Here is a 19,342-nt window from a genome sequence, read left to right on the forward strand (position 1 = left end):
TCAGGCTCTTGACCCTCCAGCTACTGGAAGCCCTATCTGATGGGGCGAAGTTGCCGAAAGGATGAACGGATGACACCGCAGCACGCCCATCATACCAAGGAAACCACCGACGTAATCACGCGCGATCCGGTTTGCGGCATGACGGTCGACCCGAATGCCGACAAACCCAGCGCCGAGCATGACGGGCACCTTTACCATTTCTGCTCGCAGGGCTGTCACGACAAGTTCGTGGCCAAACCGAATGACTACATCAAGGCGACCGACCCTGTCTGCGGCATGTCGGTCGAGCGCGCGACGGCAAAGCATATGGCCAAGCTCGATGGCGAGCGAATTTATTTCTGCTCCGAAGGCTGTCAGCACAAGTTCGAGGCCCGGCCCGAGGATTATCTGGGCGCGCGCCCGGCGGCGAAGCCGATGCCCGAGGGCACGCAGTATACCTGCCCGATGCATCCCGAGATCGTGCAGGATCATCCCGGAGATTGCCCGAAATGCGGCATGGCGCTGGAGCCGATGAGCCCCACCGCCGATAGCGGCCCGAACCCCGAGCTTGTCGATTTCCGCCGCAGGCTCTGGATCATGGGGCCGCTGGCGGCGGCGGTCTTCGTGCTGGAGATGGGCGCGCATATCGGGCTGCCCGTCGCGGACTGGATCGGGCCGAAAGCCTTCCTCTGGCTGCAATTCGCGCTGGCGACGCCGGTTCTGTGGTTCGCGCGTCCCTTCTTCGTGCGTGGCTGGAAATCGGTGGTGAACGTCTCGCCAAACATGTGGACGCTGATCGCGCTGGGTACGCTCGCGGCCTACCTGTTTTCGCTCGCGGGCCTTCTGCTGCCGGGAATCTTCCCGGCAGAGATGCTCAACGAACACGGGCTTCCCCCGGTCTATTTCGAAGCCTCGGCGGTGATCCTCGTGCTGGTGCTGATCGGCCAGATCATGGAGCTTTCGGCGCGTGAGAAGACCGGAGATGCGATCCGCGCGCTGATGGACCTCGCGCCGAAAACCGCGCGTCGCGTGGGCGAAAACGGTGACGAGGACGTGCCACTCGATCAGGTACAGACGGGCGACAAGCTTCGCGTGCGCCCGGGCGAGACCGTGCCGGTCGATGGCGTGGTCACGGAAGGCTCCTCCGCCATCGACGAGAGCATGATCACGGGCGAGCCGGTCCCGGTCGAGAAAGCCCAGGGCGATGCGGTCACCGGCGGCACGCTGAACAAGCAGGGCAGCTTCGTGATGGAGGCGCAGGCCGTGGGCTCGGAAACCACGCTCTCTCGGATCGTCGAGATGGTCGGCAAGGCGCAACGCTCGCGCGCCCCGATCCAAGGCTTGGCCGATCGCGTGGCGCTTTACTTCGTACCCGCCGTCGTGGCCTGCGCCATCCTCGCCTTCATCGCATGGCTCGCCTTCGGGCCGACCCCGGCCTTGGGCTATGCGACCGTGGCTGCGGTGTCGGTGCTGATCATCGCCTGCCCCTGCGCGCTGGGTCTCGCCACGCCGATGTCGGTGATGGTGGGCACCGGGCGCGGCGCGAGTGCAGGCGTGCTGATCCGCGATGCCGAGGCGCTGGAACGCTTCGCCAAGGTCGACACGCTCATCGTGGACAAGACCGGCACGCTGACCGAGGGCAAGCCCGCGCTGACCGATGTGATCGCGGACGGGGCCTCGGAGGAAGAGGTCAAATCGCTCGCCGCCGCGCTGGAACGCGGATCGGAGCACCCGCTTGCCGAGGCCATCGTGCAAGGCGCGGAAGGTGCGCCCAAACTCGAGGCCGAAGGCTTCGAGGCGGTGACCGGCAAGGGCGTCACGGGCCGCGTCGACGGCGCGCAGATCGCGCTCGGCAATGCGGCCCTGATGAAGCAGATCGGCGCGGATACCTCCGCCCAGTCCGACACGGTCGAGCGTCTGCAATCGGACGGCAAGACGGCGATGTATCTCGCCCGCGACGGTGCAGTGATCGGCGTGATCGCGGTGGCCGACCGGATCAAGGAGACCACCGCGGACGCCATTCGCGCGCTCCACGACGAGGGGCTGCGGATCGTCATGGCCACCGGCGACAGCGAGGGCACCGCGCGGGCCGTCGCACGCGAGCTGGGCATCGACGAGGTCCATGCCGGGGTCTCGCCCGAGGACAAGGCCGCGCTGGTCGACAAGCTGCGCAAGGACGGCGCCTCCATCGCGATGGCCGGTGACGGGGTAAACGACGCGCCTGCGCTGGCGGCCGCCGATGTCGGCATCGCCATGGGCACCGGCGCGGATGTCGCGGTGGAGAGCGCCGGGCTGACGCTGGTCAAGGGCGACCTGACCGGCATCGTCCGCGCGCGCCGTCTGGCCGAGGGCGTGATGCGCAACATCCGCCAGAACCTGTTCTTCGCCTTCGCCTACAACACCGCGGGTGTGCCGATCGCGGCGGGCGTACTCTACCCGGTCTTCGGCCTGCTGCTCTCGCCGGTGATCGCGGCGCTCGCGATGAGCTTCTCCTCGGTCTCGGTGATCGGTAACGCGTTGCGGCTGCGGAGGCTGAAGCTGTGACATTCCCGAAGAAAGATGACAGGGTGACGCAAAACTCCGGAGGACTCATGACACGCTTTCTCAGCATTCTCGCCCTCGTGGCGCTGCCCACCGTCAGCTACGCGCACGGGGATGGCAGCGCGGATGGGGACACGCATGACATGATGTCGGGCGATCACATGATGATGGACGATGCGGAGATGGGCGACCACGCGCATATGGGCGCCGACGAGGACATGCCCGCCCATGACGATCACATGATGCCGGACGAGGCCCATGCCGACGGGCAGATGCCCATGACCGCGCCCGAGCAGATGCCCGGGATGCAGGCAGCGGGCGCGATTACCGAGCCGGGTCAATCCGCTTTCGCGGCGATCCAGGAGATCGTGGCCCATCTGCTCGCCGATCCCGACACGGATTGGAACCGCGTCGATATCGAGGCGCTGCGCCAGCATCTGATCGACATGAACAATGTCACCCTGCACGCCAAGGTCAGCGAGAGCGACATCGAGGGTGGTGCGCGCTTCGAGGCTACCTCGGACGATCCTGCGGTTACCGCCTCCATCCGCGCAATGGTGCCCGCCCATGTCGCGACGATGAACGGTATTCGGGGCTGGGAAATGAGAGCCGAGGAAATCCCCGGCGGCAGCGCGCTCACCGTGACCGGGGCGGATGCGCAGAAAATCCGCGCGCTCGGCTTCATCGGCATCCTGACGGTCGGCGCGCATCATCAGCCGCACCATCTGGCGATGGCGAAGGGCGAGATGACACAGGGGCATTGAGCCCTCTCAGGTGACACGGAACGCGAAAGGCTGCCGAGGCATCGCCCGGCAGCCTTTTCTTTTGTCCCTCGCGCCTCAGCGCTCGGTCAGCTTCAACTCGATCCGGCGGTTCTGGGCGCGCGCCTCGGGCGTGTCGGCGGTGTTCACCGGGTCGAACTGCGCGAACCCGGCAGCGGCGAGCCGATCCGGCGGGAAGCCGAGGCTGTCCACCATGTATTTCACCACCGAAAGCGCGCGTGCCTGACTCAGTTCCCAGTTATCCTTGAACTCGCCCTGCCCAGACAGCGGCGTGTCGTCGGTATGGCCGTCGACGCGGATGATCCACGGGATATCGCTCGGGATTTCCCCGCGCAGCTGATCGAGCAGCGCCGTGACCTGCTTGATCTGCGCGCGGCCCGCATCCGACAGCGTGGCAGAAGCCGGCGCGAACAGCACTTCGGAGGAGAAGACGAAGCGGTCGCCTTCCACCTTCACGCCCTGCTTGCCCTTCAGAAGCTGCGACAGCTTGCCGAAGAATTCCGAGCGGTAGTTCTGCAAATCCTTCGCCTTGGCCTCTGCCTCCTTGCGCAGTTTCTCCTGCAGATCGGCACGTTTCTTTTCCTCCGACGCCGCGCGGGCGAGCGCCGCGTTCAGCTGTTGTCCGAGGTTGTCGAGCTGCACCTTGGCCTCGGCATCCTTCTGCTGCGCCTCGTCGAGCACATTCTGAAGCTGCGCAAGCTGGCTTCGCAAAGCCGCGACCTGCTGATTGAGCAGCGCCACCTTCTTCTGCGCGCCCTCCGAGATCGCCTGCTGATCGGCCAGCGCCTTCTGCGCAGTGGCCTTCAGCGCGGCCTGCTTCTCGGCCTCCGAGAGCTGCTTGCCCAGCTGCTTTTCCAGATCGGCCTTCGCGATCTGCGCGGCGGCGAGCTTGGTCAACGTGTCCTCGGCCTTCTTGCGTGCCTCTTCGAGTTGCAGCGTCATCGCCGCGACCTCGTCGCCCGATTTCGTCAGCTTGTCGCGCAGATCGGCGATGGTTTCCTTGCTCAGCCGGATCTCGTCGGCCTTGGCGCTCGCATCCTGCTGGGCGGCGTTGCGCTCGCCCACGAGTTGCGCGACGCGGGCCTCGAATTCTGTAATCTTCTGTTTCGCATCCGCCAGCGCGGCCTTCCGGTCATCGAGCTGCGAGGTCAGCGTGGCGATCAGCGAATCCTGCTGATCGGCCTTGTCCTTCGCGTTCTCCAGCTCGCCCGTCAGTTGCTGCGTCTTTGTCTGTTGCAGCGACAGCGCCTTGGCGAGGTTCGAGACCTGCTCGTTGAGCTGGATCAGCTCGCCTTCCTTGGTGCTCAGCGTGTCGCGCAGAACCGATTGCACGATCATGAAGATCGACAGCACGAACATCAGGACCAGAAGAAGCGCCGTCATCGCATCGACGAAACCCGGCCAGATGTTGGTCGAGAACCGATTGCCGCCGCGCCGTGCCAGAGCCATAAATTACTCCTCGCGATGCGGTTTGTAGCCTAGGATCGCCCGGGTGAGACCTGCGAAATCATGGCGCAGCTCGGCCATGCTTTCCTGCCGCCCGGCGCTGACTTCCTCTAGCATCCGCATCATCTGCTGATCGATCGAGCGCAGCCGCATCCGGGTCTCCATCAGCGCCTCTGCCTCGGGGGCCCCTTCGGCCGTGCGCTGCGCGAGATGATCGAGCGCGCCGATCAGCCGCTCCTGCCCCTCCGCCATCTGCTGCAGCGCGCCTTGCTGGCGGTTGCGCGCATCCATCTCCGCCGAGAGCCGTTCCGACAGGTCGTGGATCGCGTTCGACAGATGCGCGATGCGCGCCTCGGTCTGCACGCGTCCGGCATCGGAGCGCACGAACAGCGTCTGGATCTGGTCCATCTGCTCGGACATGTGATCGAGGACGCCCGCCACCATAGAGCTTTCGCCATCGCCCCCTTCAAGCGCGGTGAAGGACAGCCGCGTGATCGAAGAAATCCATTCCTCCAGCTCGCGGTAGAAGCGATTCTGACCGTGGCTCGCGAACAGTTCCAGCAAGCCGATCACCAGCGAGCCCGCAAGACCCAGAAGCGACGAGGAGAACGCCGTGCCCATGCCGCCCAGCTGCGCTTCGAGCCCCGTCATCAGATTGTCGAACACGCCGATCGCGCTCTCGCCTTCCTTCGGTGCGAGCGCGCGGATCGTCTCCACCACGGCAGGGACGGTGGTGGCGAGGCCGTAGAACGTCCCCAGAAGGCCGAGGAAGATCAGCAGGCCCGCGATGTAACGGGTGATGTCGCGCGCCTCGTCGATCCGGGTCGCGACGGATTCGAGGATCGAGCGGCCGGAGGAGGACGACACCGCGCGGCGCGCCTCGCGCGAGCCCAGAAGGGCTGCGAGCGGCGCCAGCATCGACGGCGCGCGCACCTGCGGACGGCCCGGACGATCGGCGGCGAAGCTCTCGATCCAGTTCACCGCCTTGACCAGCTGCACCACCTGCCAGAAGCAGGCGAGGATGCCGAAGACGAAGACCGCGAGGATCACCCCGTTCAGCCAGGGATTGGCGAGGAAAATCGGGAAGATGCGCGAATAGGCGAAGTAGCCTCCCGCAGCGACCAAGCCGAGCACCAGAAGCATCAGGATCACCTGACGCACGGGTTGTGAGAATTGCGGCTCCAGCCGGATCGGCTCTTGCATCATTGCCCCTCTTGCCTGTTTGCGCAGAGCCTAGCGACGGCGCAGCCCTTCGCCAAGGCCTATCGCGACAAGACACGCAGCCGTGCCACCAATGCATCAAGATGGGGGTCGGGAATGCCCAATTCGTGAAGATGCTGGGCAGTATTGAACAGATAATCGCGGTTCGGACCGCGCCCGCCGGTGGCAGAGGCGATGATCCGGGCCTGCTCGTCATCGCTGAGGCCTCCGCAATATTGGTCGTGATGGCGGTCGATCACGTAGGTCACGGCGCGCACGCGCCGCCCGTCATCCAGATCGACATCAATTTCTCGTTCCAGATAGGCCGCGGTCACCAGCTCGCGCTCGCGCAGGTAGGTCATGACCTCGTCTTCCTGTCCGGGCTTCACCGCGAAGGCGAGCCCCGCGCAGGCGCCCTGCCCCTCGTCGAGCGCCAGCACCAGTCCCGGCGCCTCGGGCGTGCCGCGATGCACCAGCGAGCGCATGCAGAAGCTGCGCTCCCAACCCGGCGCGCGGGCAAGCATCCGTTCGTCGAAATCGAAGCCGGGGTTCCAGATCAGCGAGCCGTAGCCGAAGACCCAGATCCTGTTGTCGTCGCTCTGGTCCTGCATGGGCTCAGGGCTTACATGGGGTTCACCCGATTTGCAAAGAGGCTACGATGCGCAAACTGATCATTCTGGTGCTGGTCGCGACGCTGGCCTATTGCGGCTACTGGTTCTACGGCGCGCACAAGATCGAGAACGGCGCGCGCGACATGCTCGCACAGGCCCGGCAGGAAGGTTGGGGCGATGCGCAATCGGTCTCGCTGGCGGGCTTCCCCTCGCGCTTCGATCTGACCTTCGACAAGCCGGAACTGAAGGATCGGGGCGGCCTGTGGCGCTGGAGCGCCCCCTTCGCGCAAATCTTCGCGCTGGGATATGAGCCCAACAAGGTGATCGCCTACCTGCCCTCGGGCCAGATGCTGCATCTGGGCGACAAGACCTACCGCCTGACGCAAGACGACATGCGCGCCTCGATGACGGTGGGCTATTCGACCGCGCTGCCGCTGGAAAACGCGGTCGCCGTGGTCGCGTCCCCCGTGCTGACGCCCCAGGGGGCCGCCAAGCCGGAGCTTTCGGCCGATCAGCTGCGCCTCGCCATCGCGCGCAAAGACAAGGCGCAGGGCGCGATCGGCGCCTCGGCCCAAGCCGCCGATCTGGTGATGCCCGCCGCCGCCTATCGCCTGGGCGCGGAAGCCAAGAAACTGAAACTGCCGGCCGATCTGCTCGAGCGGATCGACCCGAAGGGCACGCTGCCCGACACGATCACGCGCCTCCATTTCGACGCGCTCATGGGCACGCGGGAGCCGATCGACCAAAGCGCGCTGGAGGCAGGACTGCCGGGTCTGATGACCTTCGCGATCTCGGACCTGTCGCTGAGCTGGGGCGATAACGACGTCTCGGTCGAGGGCAACCTGACCGTCGATCCCTCTGGCTATCCAGACGGCACGCTGACGATCCGCTCTGCCTCGTGGCGCAACTGGGTCGGCATCGCGCAGGGCATGGGGCTGATAGGAAAGGACGAGGTGAAACTCGTCACCGGGATAGGCGCAATGCTGGCCGCGAAGAACCCCGACGGCGCGCTGGAAGTGCCGCTGATTTTCAAGGACGGGCAGATGAGCCTCGGCCCGGTGCCGCTGGGCCCCGCACCGCAACTGGTCGCGCAACGGCAGTGAAACACGGGGCGGGCAGCAGGGCGCGGACCGCCTGCCCGCGTGCGCCTTACGCGTCTTTCTTCGGCGCGCTGCGGCCGAAATCGGGCGCATCCGTATCCTGACCCGCCTCGATGATGCCGCGACGGATCGCGCGCGTGCGCGTGAAATAGTCGTGCAGCATGTCGCCATCGCCCATGCGGATCGCGCGTTGCAGCATGAATAGCTCCTCGGTGAAGCGGCCGAGGATGTCGAGCGTCGCTTCCTTGTTGGTCAGGAAGACGTCGCGCCACATCGTCGGGTCCGAGGCCGCGATCCGGGTGAAATCGCGAAAACCCGTGGCGGAATATTTGATGACTTCCTCGTGGGTTACACGACGAAGATGATCCGCCACGCCCACCATCGTATAGGCGATCAGGTGCGGCGTGTGCGACACGACCGAGAGCACGAGATCATGGTGATCGGGCGCCATCTCGTCGGTATTGGCACCCATCGCCTCGACCAGCGTTTTCAACCGGGTCAGCGCCTCGGAGTCGGTGTCTTCGATCGGCGTGAACAGCCACCAGCGATTGGCGAACAGCGTGGCAAAGCCCGAGCGCGGGCCGGACTGCTCGGTCCCCGCCAGCGGGTGGCCGGGGATGAAATGCACACCGTCGGGCATATGCGGGCCGACCGCGTCGATCACCGCGCGCTTGACCGAACCCACATCGGTGACGGTCGCGCCGGGGGCGAGATGCGCGGCGATCTCTTCGGCGATCTTGTCCATCGCACCGACCGGCACGCAGAGCACAACCAGATCGGCGCCCGCGACCGCCTCGGCGGCGGTCTCGTAGACGGCATCGACCAGCCCGATCTCCAGCGCGGTGTCACGCGTCTCGGCAGAGCGCGCGTGACCGACGATCTCGCCCGCCAGACCCTTTTCGCGCATCGCATGCGCCATCGACGAGGCGATCAGGCCGAGCCCGATCAGCGCGACCCGCTGGTAGAGTTGGCTCATCTGGGCACCTCGATCCCGCCTGCCTTGAAGACGCCGATCAGATGCGCGACGCGGCGGCACGAGGGTTCGTCGCCCACGGTGATGCGCAGGCAGTTGGGCAGGTTATAGCCGGCGACCCGGCGCACGATGATGCCTTCGGATTTCAGATAGGTATCGCAATCGGCCGCTTCCTGCTCGGAAGCCAGACGCGCAAGGATGAAGTTCGCCGTGGAAGTATCTGACGGAACGCCTTTTTCCGCCAACGCTTCTGCGAGCCACGCGCGCAGGCGCGTATTGTCGTCGCGGCATTTCGTGACCCAGTCCTGATCGCGCACGGCGGCCTCTGCCGTCTCCTGCTGCGCGGTCGAGAGGTTGAACGGACCACGGATACGGTTGAGCACGTCGATCACTTCGCGCGACCCGTAGCCCCAGCCGACGCGCAGCCCGCCGAGGCCGTAAATCTTCGAGAAGGTCCGCGTCATGAAGACGTTGGGCAGGCGTGTCGCCAGCTCCGCCCCGCCGTCATAGCCTTCGACATATTCCGCGTAAGCGCCGTCGATCACCAGCAGCGCGCCTTTCGGCAGGCCCGCCGCCAGCCGCTCCAACTCTGCCAGCTGGATCATCGTGCCGGTCGGGTTGTTCGGATTGGCGAGGAAGACGAGCTTGGTCTTCTTGGTGCAGGCGCTCAGGATCGCATCGACATCGGTCGTGCGGTCGCGCTCTTTCACCTCGATCGGCGTGCCGCCCGCGGCCATGGTCGAGATGCGATACATCAGGAAGCCGTGCTCGGTGAAAATCACCTCGTCCCGCGCGCCGACATAGGCCTGGCACAGGAAGTGGATGATCTCGTCCGAGCCCACCCCGCAGATGATCCGGTCGGGATCGAGCTTGTGCACGTCACCGATGGCCGTGCGCAGCTTGCCGTGGTCGGTCGAGGGGTAACGATGCATCGAATGGGCGCATTTCGCGAACGCGTCCTTGGCCTTGTCCGAGGGGCCGAACGGGTTCTCGTTCGAGCTGAGCTTCACGGCATCGGTGCGCCCCGCCACATGGGAGGCGCCGCCCTGATAGAGCTCGATGTCCATAATACCGGGCTGGGGGCGAATATGCGTGGTCATTGTGCACTCCTGAATCGTGGCCCGAGTTCTATCCGCCATGGCGCGACAGGGCTAGTGAGAAGATCACCCGCATAGCAGACGCGGCAGGGATGCAACGGATGTCATAGCACGTCGATGAGAGATGTATTGCCCACGAGTGCCGGAGGGCAGCGCCCGACCGCCGGGTGGGCGCGCTTCATTCAGCGGTTGCCCCTTTATCTCACCACATCCGCACGACCTCGCCGCGCCGATGAGGGAAGAGCGCCCGCCCGAGGGGGCGGCCGGGCGCTGTCCGGGCCGCTGCGCGGCTGTTCCGGACAAAAGCTCCCCTCGCCCACTGCCCAAAAGAAAAAGGCCGCGCCCCGAGGGCACGGCCTTTCCAAATGATCGGCGAAGACTGAGAGATCAGTTCTTCGCGTAGAATTCGACCACGAGGTTCGGCTCCATCTGAACCGCGAAGGGCACGTCGGACAGGGCCGGGGTGCGCACGAATTTCGCGGTCAGTTTGTTGTGGTCGGCTTCGATGTAATCCGGAACGTCACGCTCGGGCGACTGAACGGCTTCGAGAACCAGAGCCATCTGCTTGGACTTCTCGCGGACTTCCACCACGTCGCCTTCTTTCAGGCGATAGGAGGGGATGTTCACTTTCTTGCCGTTCACGAGCACGTGGCCGTGGTTCACGAACTGGCGCGCTGCGAAGACGGTCGGGACGAACTTGGCGCGGTAGACCAGCGCGTCGAGGCGGCGCTCGAGCAGACCGATCAGGTTTTCACCGGTGTCGCCCTTCACACGCTCGGCTTCGGCGTAGATGCGGCGGAACTGCTTCTCGGTCAGGTCGCCGTAATGGCCCTTGAGCTTCTGCTTGGCGCGGAGCTGGATACCGAAGTCGGACAGTTTGCCCTTGCGGCGCTGACCGTGCTGGCCGGGGCCGTATTCACGACGGTTGACGGGCGACTTGGCGCGGCCCCAGATGTTCTCGCCCATGCGGCGGTCGATTTTGTACTTGGCAGACGTGCGTTTGGTCACGGCTGATCTCCTTCTTTAGCGTTTCGAAGGGCGTTGTCCTCCTCCGGGCCTTGCGGCGACCGGCGACAGGTTTCCTCTTGCGAGGTCCACCAACACCAATGAATAACCCCGGCAACTCGCGTTACCGGGATGGCGGGCTTATACATCGGCGCGCGCGGGTGTCAACCACTCCGGGCGAGACGTCCGGGGAACGCGAACGATCCGGCCCGCCAGACTGCCTCTCTGCCCACCTCTCCGCCCACGAGGCGGCCGCCTGCCCGCCCCAGCAAATTTCCCATCAGGCTCCCGACGCTGCGTTCCGTCACGGTTTCGTGAGTAAATTTTGGCTTTCGCCCCCTGTTCAGAGCAACAATTCGCCCCATGATGGCGCTAACGGGGCGCGTGCCGGATGCGCGTCCCGGCGTTGTCCTGCCGGAGGTCGGCACGGGCGGCGCGCGGGAGTGAGGCGTTGCCCGCTCCACCGGGAGGAACCCCATCCGGCCTTAGGAGGATTACAATGAAAAACATTCGTCGCTCGACGTGCGGAACCGCCGCGCGTCTCGCCGGAACCAGCGTTCTCGCGCTCGGCCTGATTGCAGGTGCCGCGCAGGCCCAGAACATCACCGCCGACAGCTTCGGCGCCGACTTCTCGGCCATGAGCCAACTCAAGGACATCGCGTCCAAGGGCAAAGGCAAGGTCGGCGTGCTGCTGCCCGACACCGCCAGCTCCGCCCGCTACACCTCTTTCGACGAGCCCTACCTGAAGAAAGCCTTCGAAGCGGCGGGCCTGTCCTCGGACGACCTGATCATCACCAACGCGCAAGGCTCGGAAGCCGACCAGCTCACGCAGGCGCAGACCGATATCAGCCAGGGCGCGACGGTTCTGCTGATCGACCCGATCTCCTCGGGCGGCGGTGCCGCTGTCGAAAAATACGCGAAAGAGCACGGCGTCGCGGTCATCGACTATGACCGGATCACGCTTGGCGGTTCGCGCGACTACTATATCAGCTTCGACAACGAATATGTCGGCGAGCTGATCGGCAAGGGCATGGAACAGTGCCTGAGCGATTGGAACATCGAGAAGCCGAATATCCTCGTGATGGCGGGCTCCCCCGATGACAACAACGCCACGCTGTTCAAGCAGGGCTACATGAAGGTGCTTCAGCCGAAATTCGACGACGGCAGCTACACCAATGCGGGCGAGCCCGCGGGCACCTGGGACCCGTCTGTCGCACGGACCACCTTCGAGCAGCAGTTCACCGCGCATCAGGACATGAACGCCGTCGTCACCCCGAATGACGACAACGCCAACGCGGTCATCTCCTATCTCAAGACGCTGAACGTGCCGGCGAAAGCCTTCCCGACCACCGGTCAGGATGCGACCGTCACCGGCCTGCAGAACGTGCTCACCGGCTACCAGTGCGGCACCGTCTACAAGCCGATCTATCTTGAAGCCCAGGCGGCCGCCGCACTCGCGCTCTACATGCGCGCCGGTGAAAACCCGCCCGACGGTCTCGTCAACGGCAAGGTCAATGACAGCCAGGGCGGCATGGACGTGCCCTCGATCCTGCTCAAGCCGATCTGGGTCACCCCGGAGAACATGGCCGACACCGTCGTGAAAGACGGCTTCGTCGACACCTCCAAGCTCTGTGCGGGCGACGCGGCTGACGCGTGCAAATCCGCTGGCATCGGGAACTGATAGCTGATGATGGACACGGGCAACGGCACCGGGTCCCAAGCGGAGGATCGCGACGCGATCCTCCGCATTCGGGGTCTGGAAAAGAGTTTCGGCGCAGTGCAGGCGCTCAGCGGGGTCGATTTCGACGTGCGCCCCGGCGAGGTGACGGCACTGGTCGGTGACAATGGCGCGGGCAAATCCGTGCTGACGAAAACCATCGCCGGCATCCATGAAGCCGATGGCGGCGTGATCGAATGGGAAGGCAACGAGGTCCGCGTCCGCTCGCCGCGCGACAGTGCGGAGCTGGGCATCGAGGTCGTCTATCAGGATCTCGCGCTGTGCGACAATCTCGACGTCGTGCAGAACATGTTCTTGGGTCGCGAAATCCTGACCAACGGGATGCTCGACGAGGACGCGATGGAGCGCGCCGCAGCAGAGACGCTGCAAGGACTGCGCGTGACCACGCTGCGCTCGATCCGCGCGCCGGTCTCGGCGCTCTCGGGCGGTCAGCGGCAATCGATCGCGGTCGCCAAGGCCGTGATGTGGAATTCCAAACTGGTGATCCTCGACGAGCCCACGGCGGCGCTCGGCGTGGCCCAGACCGGTCAGGTGCTGCAACTCGTGCGTCGCCTCGCCGATCAGGGCCTCGCGGTGGTGATGATCTCGCACAACCTCAACGACGTCTTCGCAGTTTCCGACCGGATCGCGATCCTCCGTCTGGGCGAGATGGTGAGCCAGGGCCCGATCGAGGAATACGACACCCAACGCGTGGTCGAGCTGATGACCACGGGCAAATCCGACCATGTGGTCGAGCCGGGCGCGATGCGCGCCGCCGCCTCGATCGCGGCAGAGAACGCCAAGGACGTCGCGGCGCAACGCGAGGCATCGGGCGAAAGCGGCCCCTCTGCCGTGGTGGGCGCCACGACCGAGGATCAGAGCTTCTCGAGCTACCTCTCGCGCACCTGGGCGAAGATCAAGGCAGGCGAAAGCGGCGTGCTCCCGGTTCTTCTGGGCTTCGTGCTGATCTCGCTGATCTTCCAGCTGCAGAACCCGAAATTCCTCTCGCCGGGGAACATCGTGAACCTGCTCGTCCAGGGCTCGGTCTTCATGATGATCGGGATGGGACAGGTCTTCGTCCTGTTGTTGGGCGAGATCGACCTGTCGCTCGGCTTCGTCGCCGGGATCGGGGCGACGGTAGCGACACTGCTGGTGGCACCGGGCTCCGACTGGCCCTGGTGGGCGGCGGTTCTGGCAGGTCTGGCGGTGCCGGCGGTTCTGGGCATCTTCCAGGGCTCGCTGATCACGCGCCTGAAACTGCCCTCTTTCGTCGTCACGCTGGCGGGCCTTCTGGGCTTCAACGGTCTGATGATCCAACTGCTGGGCGCCGGGGGGACGATCCCTGTGGCGAGTGACACGATCAACAACTTCGCCAATGGCACGCTGAGCCCGCTGATGGGCTGGCTCATGACCGGCGCCGTGGTTCTCGTCTTCGCGATCCTCACCTTCAGCAAGGATGCGAAACGTCGCAAGAGCGGCCTCGTCGCTCCGCCGATGGGCCTCACCATCGCGAAGATCGCCGCGGCCGTGATCGCGGGTATCGTGCTGGTGACGATCTCGAACATGAACCGCGGCGTCGCGCGCTTCCCGCTCTCGGGGATGCCGTGGGTGATCCCGATCGTCTTCGCGGTGCTGCTGGCATGGTCCTTCCTGCTGGGACGGCTGAAATTCGGCCGCTATGTCCTCGCAATCGGCGGCAATGCCGAGGCTGCACGCCGGGCGGGCATCAACCTGCGCCTGATCCGGACCGCAGCCTTTACGCTGGCGGCGACGACGGCGGGTCTGGGCGGCATCATTTACGCCTCGCGCCTGCGCTCGATCTCCACCAGCTTCGACGGCGGCACGATCGTGCTCTATGTCGTCGCGACCGCGGTGATCGGCGGCACGTCCCTGTTCGGCGGGCGCGGTCATCCAATCCACGCGATCCTCGGTGGCGTCGTGATCGCGGCAATCGTCAACGGCATGGCGCTTCTGGGTCTGCCGGCGGCGGTGCAGCTGATGGCGACGGCGGCGGTGCTGCTCGCGTCGATCACGGTCGACGTGGTGGTGCGCCGGCGCGGCGAGACGACCCGCTAGAGCCAACCACGAGCCAAGACGATGTAACGCGCGCGAGCCCTCTCGCGCGCGTTTTTCATGAGGGCCAGCGCCCTGCCCGACGCCGAGCCGCGCGCCCCACCCGCGCCCGTTCGGCCCCACACGAGAGAAATCGCAAACCACCAGAAATTCCGTCGAAAAACCGCTTGTCTCCCCCCGAGACGATCCCTATACGGGTCCGCGGAGACGTGGCCGAGTGGTCGAAGGCGCTCCCCTGCTAAGGGAGTAGGCCCGGAAGGGTCTCGAGGGTTCGAATCCCTTCGTCTCCGCCACTTGCCCTTATAGCAAGAGCGACCATACCCCTTATTTTGCAGAGGTTCCAGCCGGATTTAGTGGCTCCAGCCGCGCTTCTTGCTACACATTTTGCTACACTTTCGTTGAGACGCACTCATCTTCTGATGGCCTGATTTCTTTAAGAACCAATCTCTTCCCGCGCTTCAGCTTCTAACGACATCCGCCCTCTCCTACGCGGCGCCCAACGTCGAAGCTTCATCATCGTGCCAAACGCCAAACCTGCTTTCACAATGGTCCGGAGCACCTATTGGGAATCATTGACGCTTTGAGCCAGTGCTTCCGCCTGCCTAATCACGGTCTTCACGGCATCGCTCTCCAAGTCCGGCGGATACCCATGGCGCCGGAGGATCTTGCGCACCGCGACGCGCATCTTGCTCCGGACATTCTCCCGCCGCCACCAGTCGACCCCAGCGTTCCGGCGCACCGTGGCAACCAGTTCGGCAGCGATGATACGCAGCTCCTCGTTCGACATGACTTCAACCGCGCTCTCGTTCTGGGCCAGAGCGTCATAGAAAGACCGCTCCTCCTGGCTGAGCGTGTCATCCGGCTCCTTCCGAAGGTCCTTCGCGATCTCGATCAGCTCCTGGATCACCTGAAGGGCGTCGACACTGCGATTGTGGTAGCGGGCAATCGCCTGACGCAAGCGGTTCGAGAAGGCCTCCTGCTGGACCACGTTGGTGCGTGTGCGCGCCGAGATTTCGCCGTTCAGGAGCTGGCGTAACGCCTCGACCGCAAGGTTCTTGCGCTTCATCTGCTGGAGCTCAAGAAGGAACTCGTCCGACAGCACGCTGATGTCTGGGCGATCAACACCGCACATCGCCAGGATGTCAACGACCTCGGTCGAAGCAACGGCTTTGTTGACGAGCTGCTCGATCGCGAAATCCGCTCCCCCGGTCTTCGAAGTCTTCCCGATCCCCAACTTGTCGAGCCCGGCACGCACGGCAACGAAGAACCCGATCTCGAGAGCAAGTGCCTTCGCCTCTGCCGAGCCGGAAGCGAGCTTGAAGGCGCGGACCAGCGCCGCCACGGCATCGCGGAACCGCTTCGCCTCGAGCCCATCTTCGTCGGTCGTTTCGTCTTCGATGGCCTGCCGCACGATGTGGTCGATGGCGGCAGGCAGAAGACGCAGGCGGTCCTCGGCCGTGCCGGTGAGAGCCAGAGCATAGTCGAGGCCGTGGAAAAGGCTTCGTGCCACGTCGAGAGCATCGAAGAGGGCGGCGACGGCCTCGCGCTCGTCGATGCCGGTCTGATCACGATCACCTTGCGAGTAGTAGGCGAGTGCGGACTTCAGTTCGGCAGCGAGGCCGATGTAGTCGACGACAAGGCCGGAGGGCTTTTCGTGGAAGACGCGGTTAACCCGGGCGATCGCCTGCATCAGCCCGTGGCCTTTCATTGGCTTGTCAACGTAGAGCGTGTGCATGCTCGGGGCATCGAAGCCGGTCAGCCACATGTCCCTGACGATGACTAGCCTCAATTCGTCCTTCGGATCCTTGAATCGATTGCGGAGCGTCTCCTGCCTCGCCTTCGAGCGGATGTGCGGCTGGAAGGCGGCCGGGTCCGTCGCATTGCCCGTCATCACCACCTTCACTTGGCCGACATCGTCGGTCTCGCCGTGCCAGTCGGGCCGAGCCGCGACGATCCGGTCGTAGATCTCGACGCAGATTCGTCGACTCATGCCGACGATCATGGCCTTCCCGTCCATCGCCTCGAGACGCGCATCGAGGTGCTGGAGGATGTCGGCTACGACCGCGTCGAGCCGTTTGTCAGCACCAACCAGGGCCTCCACGCGCGCCCATTTCTTTGCCGCGGCGCCCGCTGCCTCCTCGGGGAGGGCCTCTGTGGCCTCGTCGAACTCCTCGTCGATCGAGGCGATCATGTTCTCATCAAGCTCGATCTTGGCGACCCGGCCCTCGTAGTAGATCGGCACGGTAGCGCCGTCCTCGACCGCCTGGGCGATGTCGTAGACGTCGATATAGTCGCCGAAAACACCCCTGGTGTTCGCCCCTACAAGTTCCACGGGCGTGCCGGTGAAGGCCACGAAAACCGCATTCGGAAGTGCGCTGCGCAGGTGGTAGGCGAGACCATGGCGGACCTCGCCCGTTTCGCGGTCGATTTTGGCGTCGAAGCCGTATTGAGTGCGGTGAGCTTCATCGACCAAGACGACGACATTGGACCGCGCCGTGAGTTCCGGGAAGCTGTCGCCGGCATCGGGCCGGAACTTCTGGATCGTGGAAAAGACGACACCCCCGACCTCTCTGTTCAGGAGTGTCCTTAGGTCAGCGACGCTATCGGCCTGCACCGGCGCCTCACCCAGAATCCCCATGCAACGGCCGAAGGTGGCGAACAGCTGATTGTCGAGGTCGTTGCGGTCGGTCAGCACCAGAAGCGTCGGGTTCTGCATCTCGGCGTGATGCATCATCCGTCCGGCGAGGAAGGCCATTAGAAGCGATTTCCCGGAGCCCTGGGTGTGCCAAATCACCCCGCCCTTACCATCGCCACCGCGCGCCGCCAGCACCGTTTCCACGGCTTTCCTGACGGCATGGAACTGGTGGTAGCCAGCGACCTTTTTGATCGGCCCCTTGCCCTCGTCCTCGAAGACCACGAACCAGCGCAGTAGCTCGAGGAGCGTCCGGCGAGTCAGGAGCCCTTGGGTCAGCGTGTCGAGCTCCAGCGTCGCGTGGCCCTTCACCACGGTCTCGCCATCGACCGTGCGCCAGCGCATGAAACGCTCGAAATCGGCTGAGAGAGATCCGTAGCGAGCGCTGAATCCATCCGAGATCACCGAGATCAGGTTGGTGCGGAAGAGGTCGGGAAGGTCAGTCTTGTAGGTCTCTACCTGGTTGAAGGCCGCCGGCAGATCGGCGCCCTCGGTGCCTTTGAGTTCGACCACGACGATCGGCAGGCCGTTCAGGAACAGGATGACATCAGGGATCCGCGGCGTCTTTCCGACAATATCCATCTGGTTGACGGCATGCCATTCGTTCAGCCCGTCGTCCCAATCGACCAAGCGGGCACGGTCCCCCACTTCCTCGCCATCGCGTAGGTAAGTGATGGGCACACCGTCGCGCAGCGCTTCGTGCAGACGTTTGTTCTCCTGGATAGGATCACCCACGAACACGGTATCGCTAAGCCGTGCCATGACCTCGTTGATGGCGCTGTCGGGCAGATGTGGGTTCAGTTTGCGTAGGGATCGCTCCAGGAAAACCGACAGGATCGGATCACGGAAACTCTCCCGCAGCGGTGCGCGCATCTCCGGTGAGACCTCGGCACCGTGAAGCACGGCGAAGCCCTGCCCCTTGAGATTGGCGAGGAACATCGCCTCAAGCTCGGCTTCCGAGATGAACGCCATCAGTTGTGCCCGCCCCGCGCTTTGAACGCTTGGGAGACGCGCCCGAGTGGCCCCTTCATGGCCTTCTCGAGGCGCTGAATGTGTTCGACATGCCAGGCGACGTAGTCCGGCCAGTTCTCCCTATGATAGCCGTCACACCGCTGGCCATAGTGGATCCGGCAGGCCTTCTTGTCGTCGAGCCTCATCCATTCCAGCTCGGCGCCGAAATCCTGCTCAATCTCGTCACGATACTTCGACAGTTCGTCGAACATCCACTTATTCTCATCCCGGTCGGCGCGGCCGAAGGTGAACTCGACCCGGATTTCCGACTTGAGGAGGATCAGTGCGAAGGGGCAGGACGAGATCCCGGACCCCGCACTCAACCAGTGGTCCTTCGACGGGCTGATGTTCTGGTAGAGGTTTACTCCGGCCTCGTGCAGCGCCTGCAGCGCCATGCCCCAGTAGTCCAGCCGGATCGACTGGCTCGTCCTCATTTCGCCCGCGGCGATCTTCTCATCACTTTCCTTCGCGGCGATCCCGATCATGAAGTCCGCTGCCTCCGGCGTCGGGATGATCTGCTGGAGGTCGATGAAGAGCTCTTCGCCGAAGACATAGGGCACCACCTTGAAGCACTGCGCCCGGATGCCATGGCCAAGCAGCCAAAGGACAGTCGCCGTCACTTCCTTGCGGAAGTTCGCGGCGATGAAGATCATGCGCTGGTCGTTTCCCGGGTTCAGCACAACCTCGCTCAGTTCCTCCTCCTCGAGGAACTCGCAGATCAGCTGCGCGGCATTCCCCCCACCTGCGTAACGATCAAGATACTGCTGGTAGATGTCGACGATCTGCGCCTTGGTCAGGCTTGAGACGTAGGCCGTGTATTTCAGCGCCTGCCAGGCCACGTCGCGCCCGCTGTCATCGAGCTTGTTCTCGATGATGACGAGCTGCCCCTCCTTGTCCAACGCCAGCAGGTCGAGCCGCTCACGAGTATCAGCGAAACCGTCGAACTCCTTCTGGATGATCAGGAGATCCTCCCCGAGGGCATCCGGCTGGTTGGCAAGCCATTCTTGGAGGTGGTCGCGCTCGCGCAAGTTGAGGTCGGCGAACCGGCGTTTCTCGAGGCGCTGGAGGCGGTTGGAGGGGCGGTCGACCTGAAACATTGCACTGCTACCTTCTAC

At 64.4% G+C, this 19,342-nt stretch carries 13 protein-coding genes and 1 tRNA gene; 6 read left to right on the forward strand and 8 right to left on the reverse strand.

Going from position 1 to position 19,342, the window contains the following annotated elements; genetic code table 11:
- Positions 1-69: 69 nt before the first annotated feature.
- A complete protein-coding gene (locus DEM26_RS07530) occupies positions 70-2,523 on the forward strand; it encodes a heavy metal translocating P-type ATPase (RefSeq protein ID WP_109172061.1) in 2,454 nt (817 codons plus the stop codon).
- Positions 2,524-2,570: 47 nt separating this feature from the next.
- A complete protein-coding gene (locus DEM26_RS07535) occupies positions 2,571-3,284 on the forward strand; it encodes a hypothetical protein (RefSeq protein ID WP_088726408.1) in 714 nt (237 codons plus the stop codon).
- A 75-nt stretch (positions 3,285-3,359) separates the two neighbouring features.
- Here DEM26_RS07535 and DEM26_RS07540 read toward each other — a convergent pair whose 3' ends face one another.
- From DEM26_RS07540 to DEM26_RS07550, 3 genes are read right to left on the reverse strand one after another with little or no spacing between them, the layout of a single operon-like run.
- The gene (locus tag DEM26_RS07540; RefSeq protein WP_109172062.1) at positions 3,360-4,751 is read right to left on the reverse strand and encodes a peptidoglycan -binding protein; all 1,392 of its coding nucleotides are present in this window, start codon (positions 4,749-4,751) and stop codon (positions 3,360-3,362) included.
- 3 nt (positions 4,752-4,754) lie between these two features.
- Positions 4,755-5,954, reverse strand: coding sequence for a biopolymer transporter ExbB (locus DEM26_RS07545; RefSeq protein WP_075775095.1), 1,200 nt, complete (start codon positions 5,952-5,954; stop codon positions 4,755-4,757).
- Between the two features lie 56 nt (positions 5,955-6,010).
- Positions 6,011-6,559 (reverse strand): gamma-glutamylcyclotransferase, encoded by a 549-nt coding sequence (locus tag DEM26_RS07550; protein WP_199224640.1) that lies wholly within the window; start codon positions 6,557-6,559, stop codon positions 6,011-6,013.
- Between the two features lie 47 nt (positions 6,560-6,606).
- Here DEM26_RS07550 and DEM26_RS07555 point away from each other — a divergent pair, with 47 nt between their 5' ends.
- Complete coding sequence (locus tag DEM26_RS07555; protein ID WP_088718417.1) at positions 6,607-7,662, forward strand: DUF2125 domain-containing protein; 1,056 nt, start codon at positions 6,607-6,609, stop codon at positions 7,660-7,662.
- Between the two features lie 46 nt (positions 7,663-7,708).
- Here the strand turns inward: DEM26_RS07555 and DEM26_RS07560 are convergent, their stop codons facing one another.
- From DEM26_RS07560 to rpsD, 3 genes are all read right to left on the reverse strand, one after another.
- A complete protein-coding gene (locus DEM26_RS07560) occupies positions 7,709-8,635 on the reverse strand; it encodes a prephenate/arogenate dehydrogenase family protein (protein ID WP_109172063.1) in 927 nt (308 codons plus the stop codon).
- Positions 8,632-9,732 (reverse strand): histidinol-phosphate transaminase, encoded by a 1,101-nt coding sequence (gene hisC, locus DEM26_RS07565; RefSeq protein ID WP_075775098.1) that lies wholly within the window; start codon positions 9,730-9,732, stop codon positions 8,632-8,634. The genes DEM26_RS07560 and hisC overlap by 4 nt, the downstream gene beginning before the upstream one ends.
- Before the next feature lie 384 nt (positions 9,733-10,116).
- Positions 10,117-10,737 (reverse strand): 30S ribosomal protein S4, encoded by a 621-nt coding sequence (rpsD, locus tag DEM26_RS07570; protein WP_075775099.1) that lies wholly within the window; start codon positions 10,735-10,737, stop codon positions 10,117-10,119.
- A gap of 496 nt (positions 10,738-11,233) precedes the next feature.
- On the opposite strand from rpsD, the gene DEM26_RS07575 reads away from it, so the two are divergent.
- The 3 genes from DEM26_RS07575 (at position 11,234) to DEM26_RS07585 (ending at position 14,817) form a co-directional block, all read left to right on the forward strand.
- Complete coding sequence (locus DEM26_RS07575) at positions 11,234-12,415, forward strand: sugar ABC transporter substrate-binding protein (protein WP_075775100.1); 1,182 nt, start codon at positions 11,234-11,236, stop codon at positions 12,413-12,415.
- A 6-nt stretch (positions 12,416-12,421) separates the two neighbouring features.
- Positions 12,422-14,527, forward strand: coding sequence for an ATP-binding cassette domain-containing protein (locus DEM26_RS20345; protein WP_088723293.1), 2,106 nt, complete (start codon positions 12,422-12,424; stop codon positions 14,525-14,527).
- Positions 14,528-14,727: 200 nt separating this feature from the next.
- Positions 14,728-14,817, forward strand: a tRNA-Ser gene (locus DEM26_RS07585).
- 266 nt (positions 14,818-15,083) lie between these two features.
- Here DEM26_RS07585 and DEM26_RS07590 read toward each other — a convergent pair.
- The gene (locus DEM26_RS07590; protein ID WP_109172064.1) at positions 15,084-18,188 is read right to left on the reverse strand and encodes a type I restriction endonuclease subunit R; all 3,105 of its coding nucleotides are present in this window, start codon (positions 18,186-18,188) and stop codon (positions 15,084-15,086) included.
- Positions 18,188-19,324, reverse strand: coding sequence for a DUF4268 domain-containing protein (locus tag DEM26_RS07595; protein WP_109172065.1), 1,137 nt, complete (start codon positions 19,322-19,324; stop codon positions 18,188-18,190). Before DEM26_RS07595 ends, DEM26_RS07590 begins: the two co-directional genes overlap by 1 nt.
- Positions 19,325-19,342: the final 18 nt, after the last annotated feature.

This window comes from Thioclava sp. NG1 (genome assembly GCF_003122275.1).
Classification (GTDB): domain Bacteria; phylum Pseudomonadota; class Alphaproteobacteria; order Rhodobacterales; family Rhodobacteraceae; genus Thioclava; species Thioclava nitratireducens.

Excerpts from the sequence above, each read along its gene's own strand:
- DEM26_RS07535 (WP_088726408.1), top strand. The coding sequence starts at position 2,571 with ATGACACGCTTTCTCAGCATTCTCGCCCTCGTGGCGCTGCCCACCGTC.
- DEM26_RS07555 (WP_088718417.1), top strand. The coding sequence starts at position 6,607 with ATGCGCAAACTGATCATTCTGGTGCTGGTCGCGACGCTGGCCTATTGC.
- DEM26_RS07590 (WP_109172064.1), bottom strand. The coding sequence starts at position 18,188 with ATGGCGTTCATCTCGGAAGCCGAGCTTGAGGCGATGTTCCTCGCCAAT.
- DEM26_RS07545 (WP_075775095.1), bottom strand. The coding sequence starts at position 5,954 with ATGATGCAAGAGCCGATCCGGCTGGAGCCGCAATTCTCACAACCCGTG.
- hisC (WP_075775098.1), bottom strand. The coding sequence starts at position 9,732 with ATGACCACGCATATTCGCCCCCAGCCCGGTATTATGGACATCGAGCTC.
- DEM26_RS07540 (WP_109172062.1), bottom strand. The coding sequence starts at position 4,751 with ATGGCTCTGGCACGGCGCGGCGGCAATCGGTTCTCGACCAACATCTGG.
- DEM26_RS20345 (WP_088723293.1), top strand. The coding sequence starts at position 12,422 with ATGATGGACACGGGCAACGGCACCGGGTCCCAAGCGGAGGATCGCGAC.
- DEM26_RS07575 (WP_075775100.1), top strand. The coding sequence starts at position 11,234 with ATGAAAAACATTCGTCGCTCGACGTGCGGAACCGCCGCGCGTCTCGCC.
- DEM26_RS07550 (WP_199224640.1), bottom strand. The coding sequence starts at position 6,559 with ATGCAGGACCAGAGCGACGACAACAGGATCTGGGTCTTCGGCTACGGC.
- DEM26_RS07560 (WP_109172063.1), bottom strand. The coding sequence starts at position 8,635 with ATGAGCCAACTCTACCAGCGGGTCGCGCTGATCGGGCTCGGCCTGATC.
- DEM26_RS07595 (WP_109172065.1), bottom strand. The coding sequence starts at position 19,324 with ATGTTTCAGGTCGACCGCCCCTCCAACCGCCTCCAGCGCCTCGAGAAA.
- DEM26_RS07530 (WP_109172061.1), top strand. The coding sequence starts at position 70 with ATGACACCGCAGCACGCCCATCATACCAAGGAAACCACCGACGTAATC.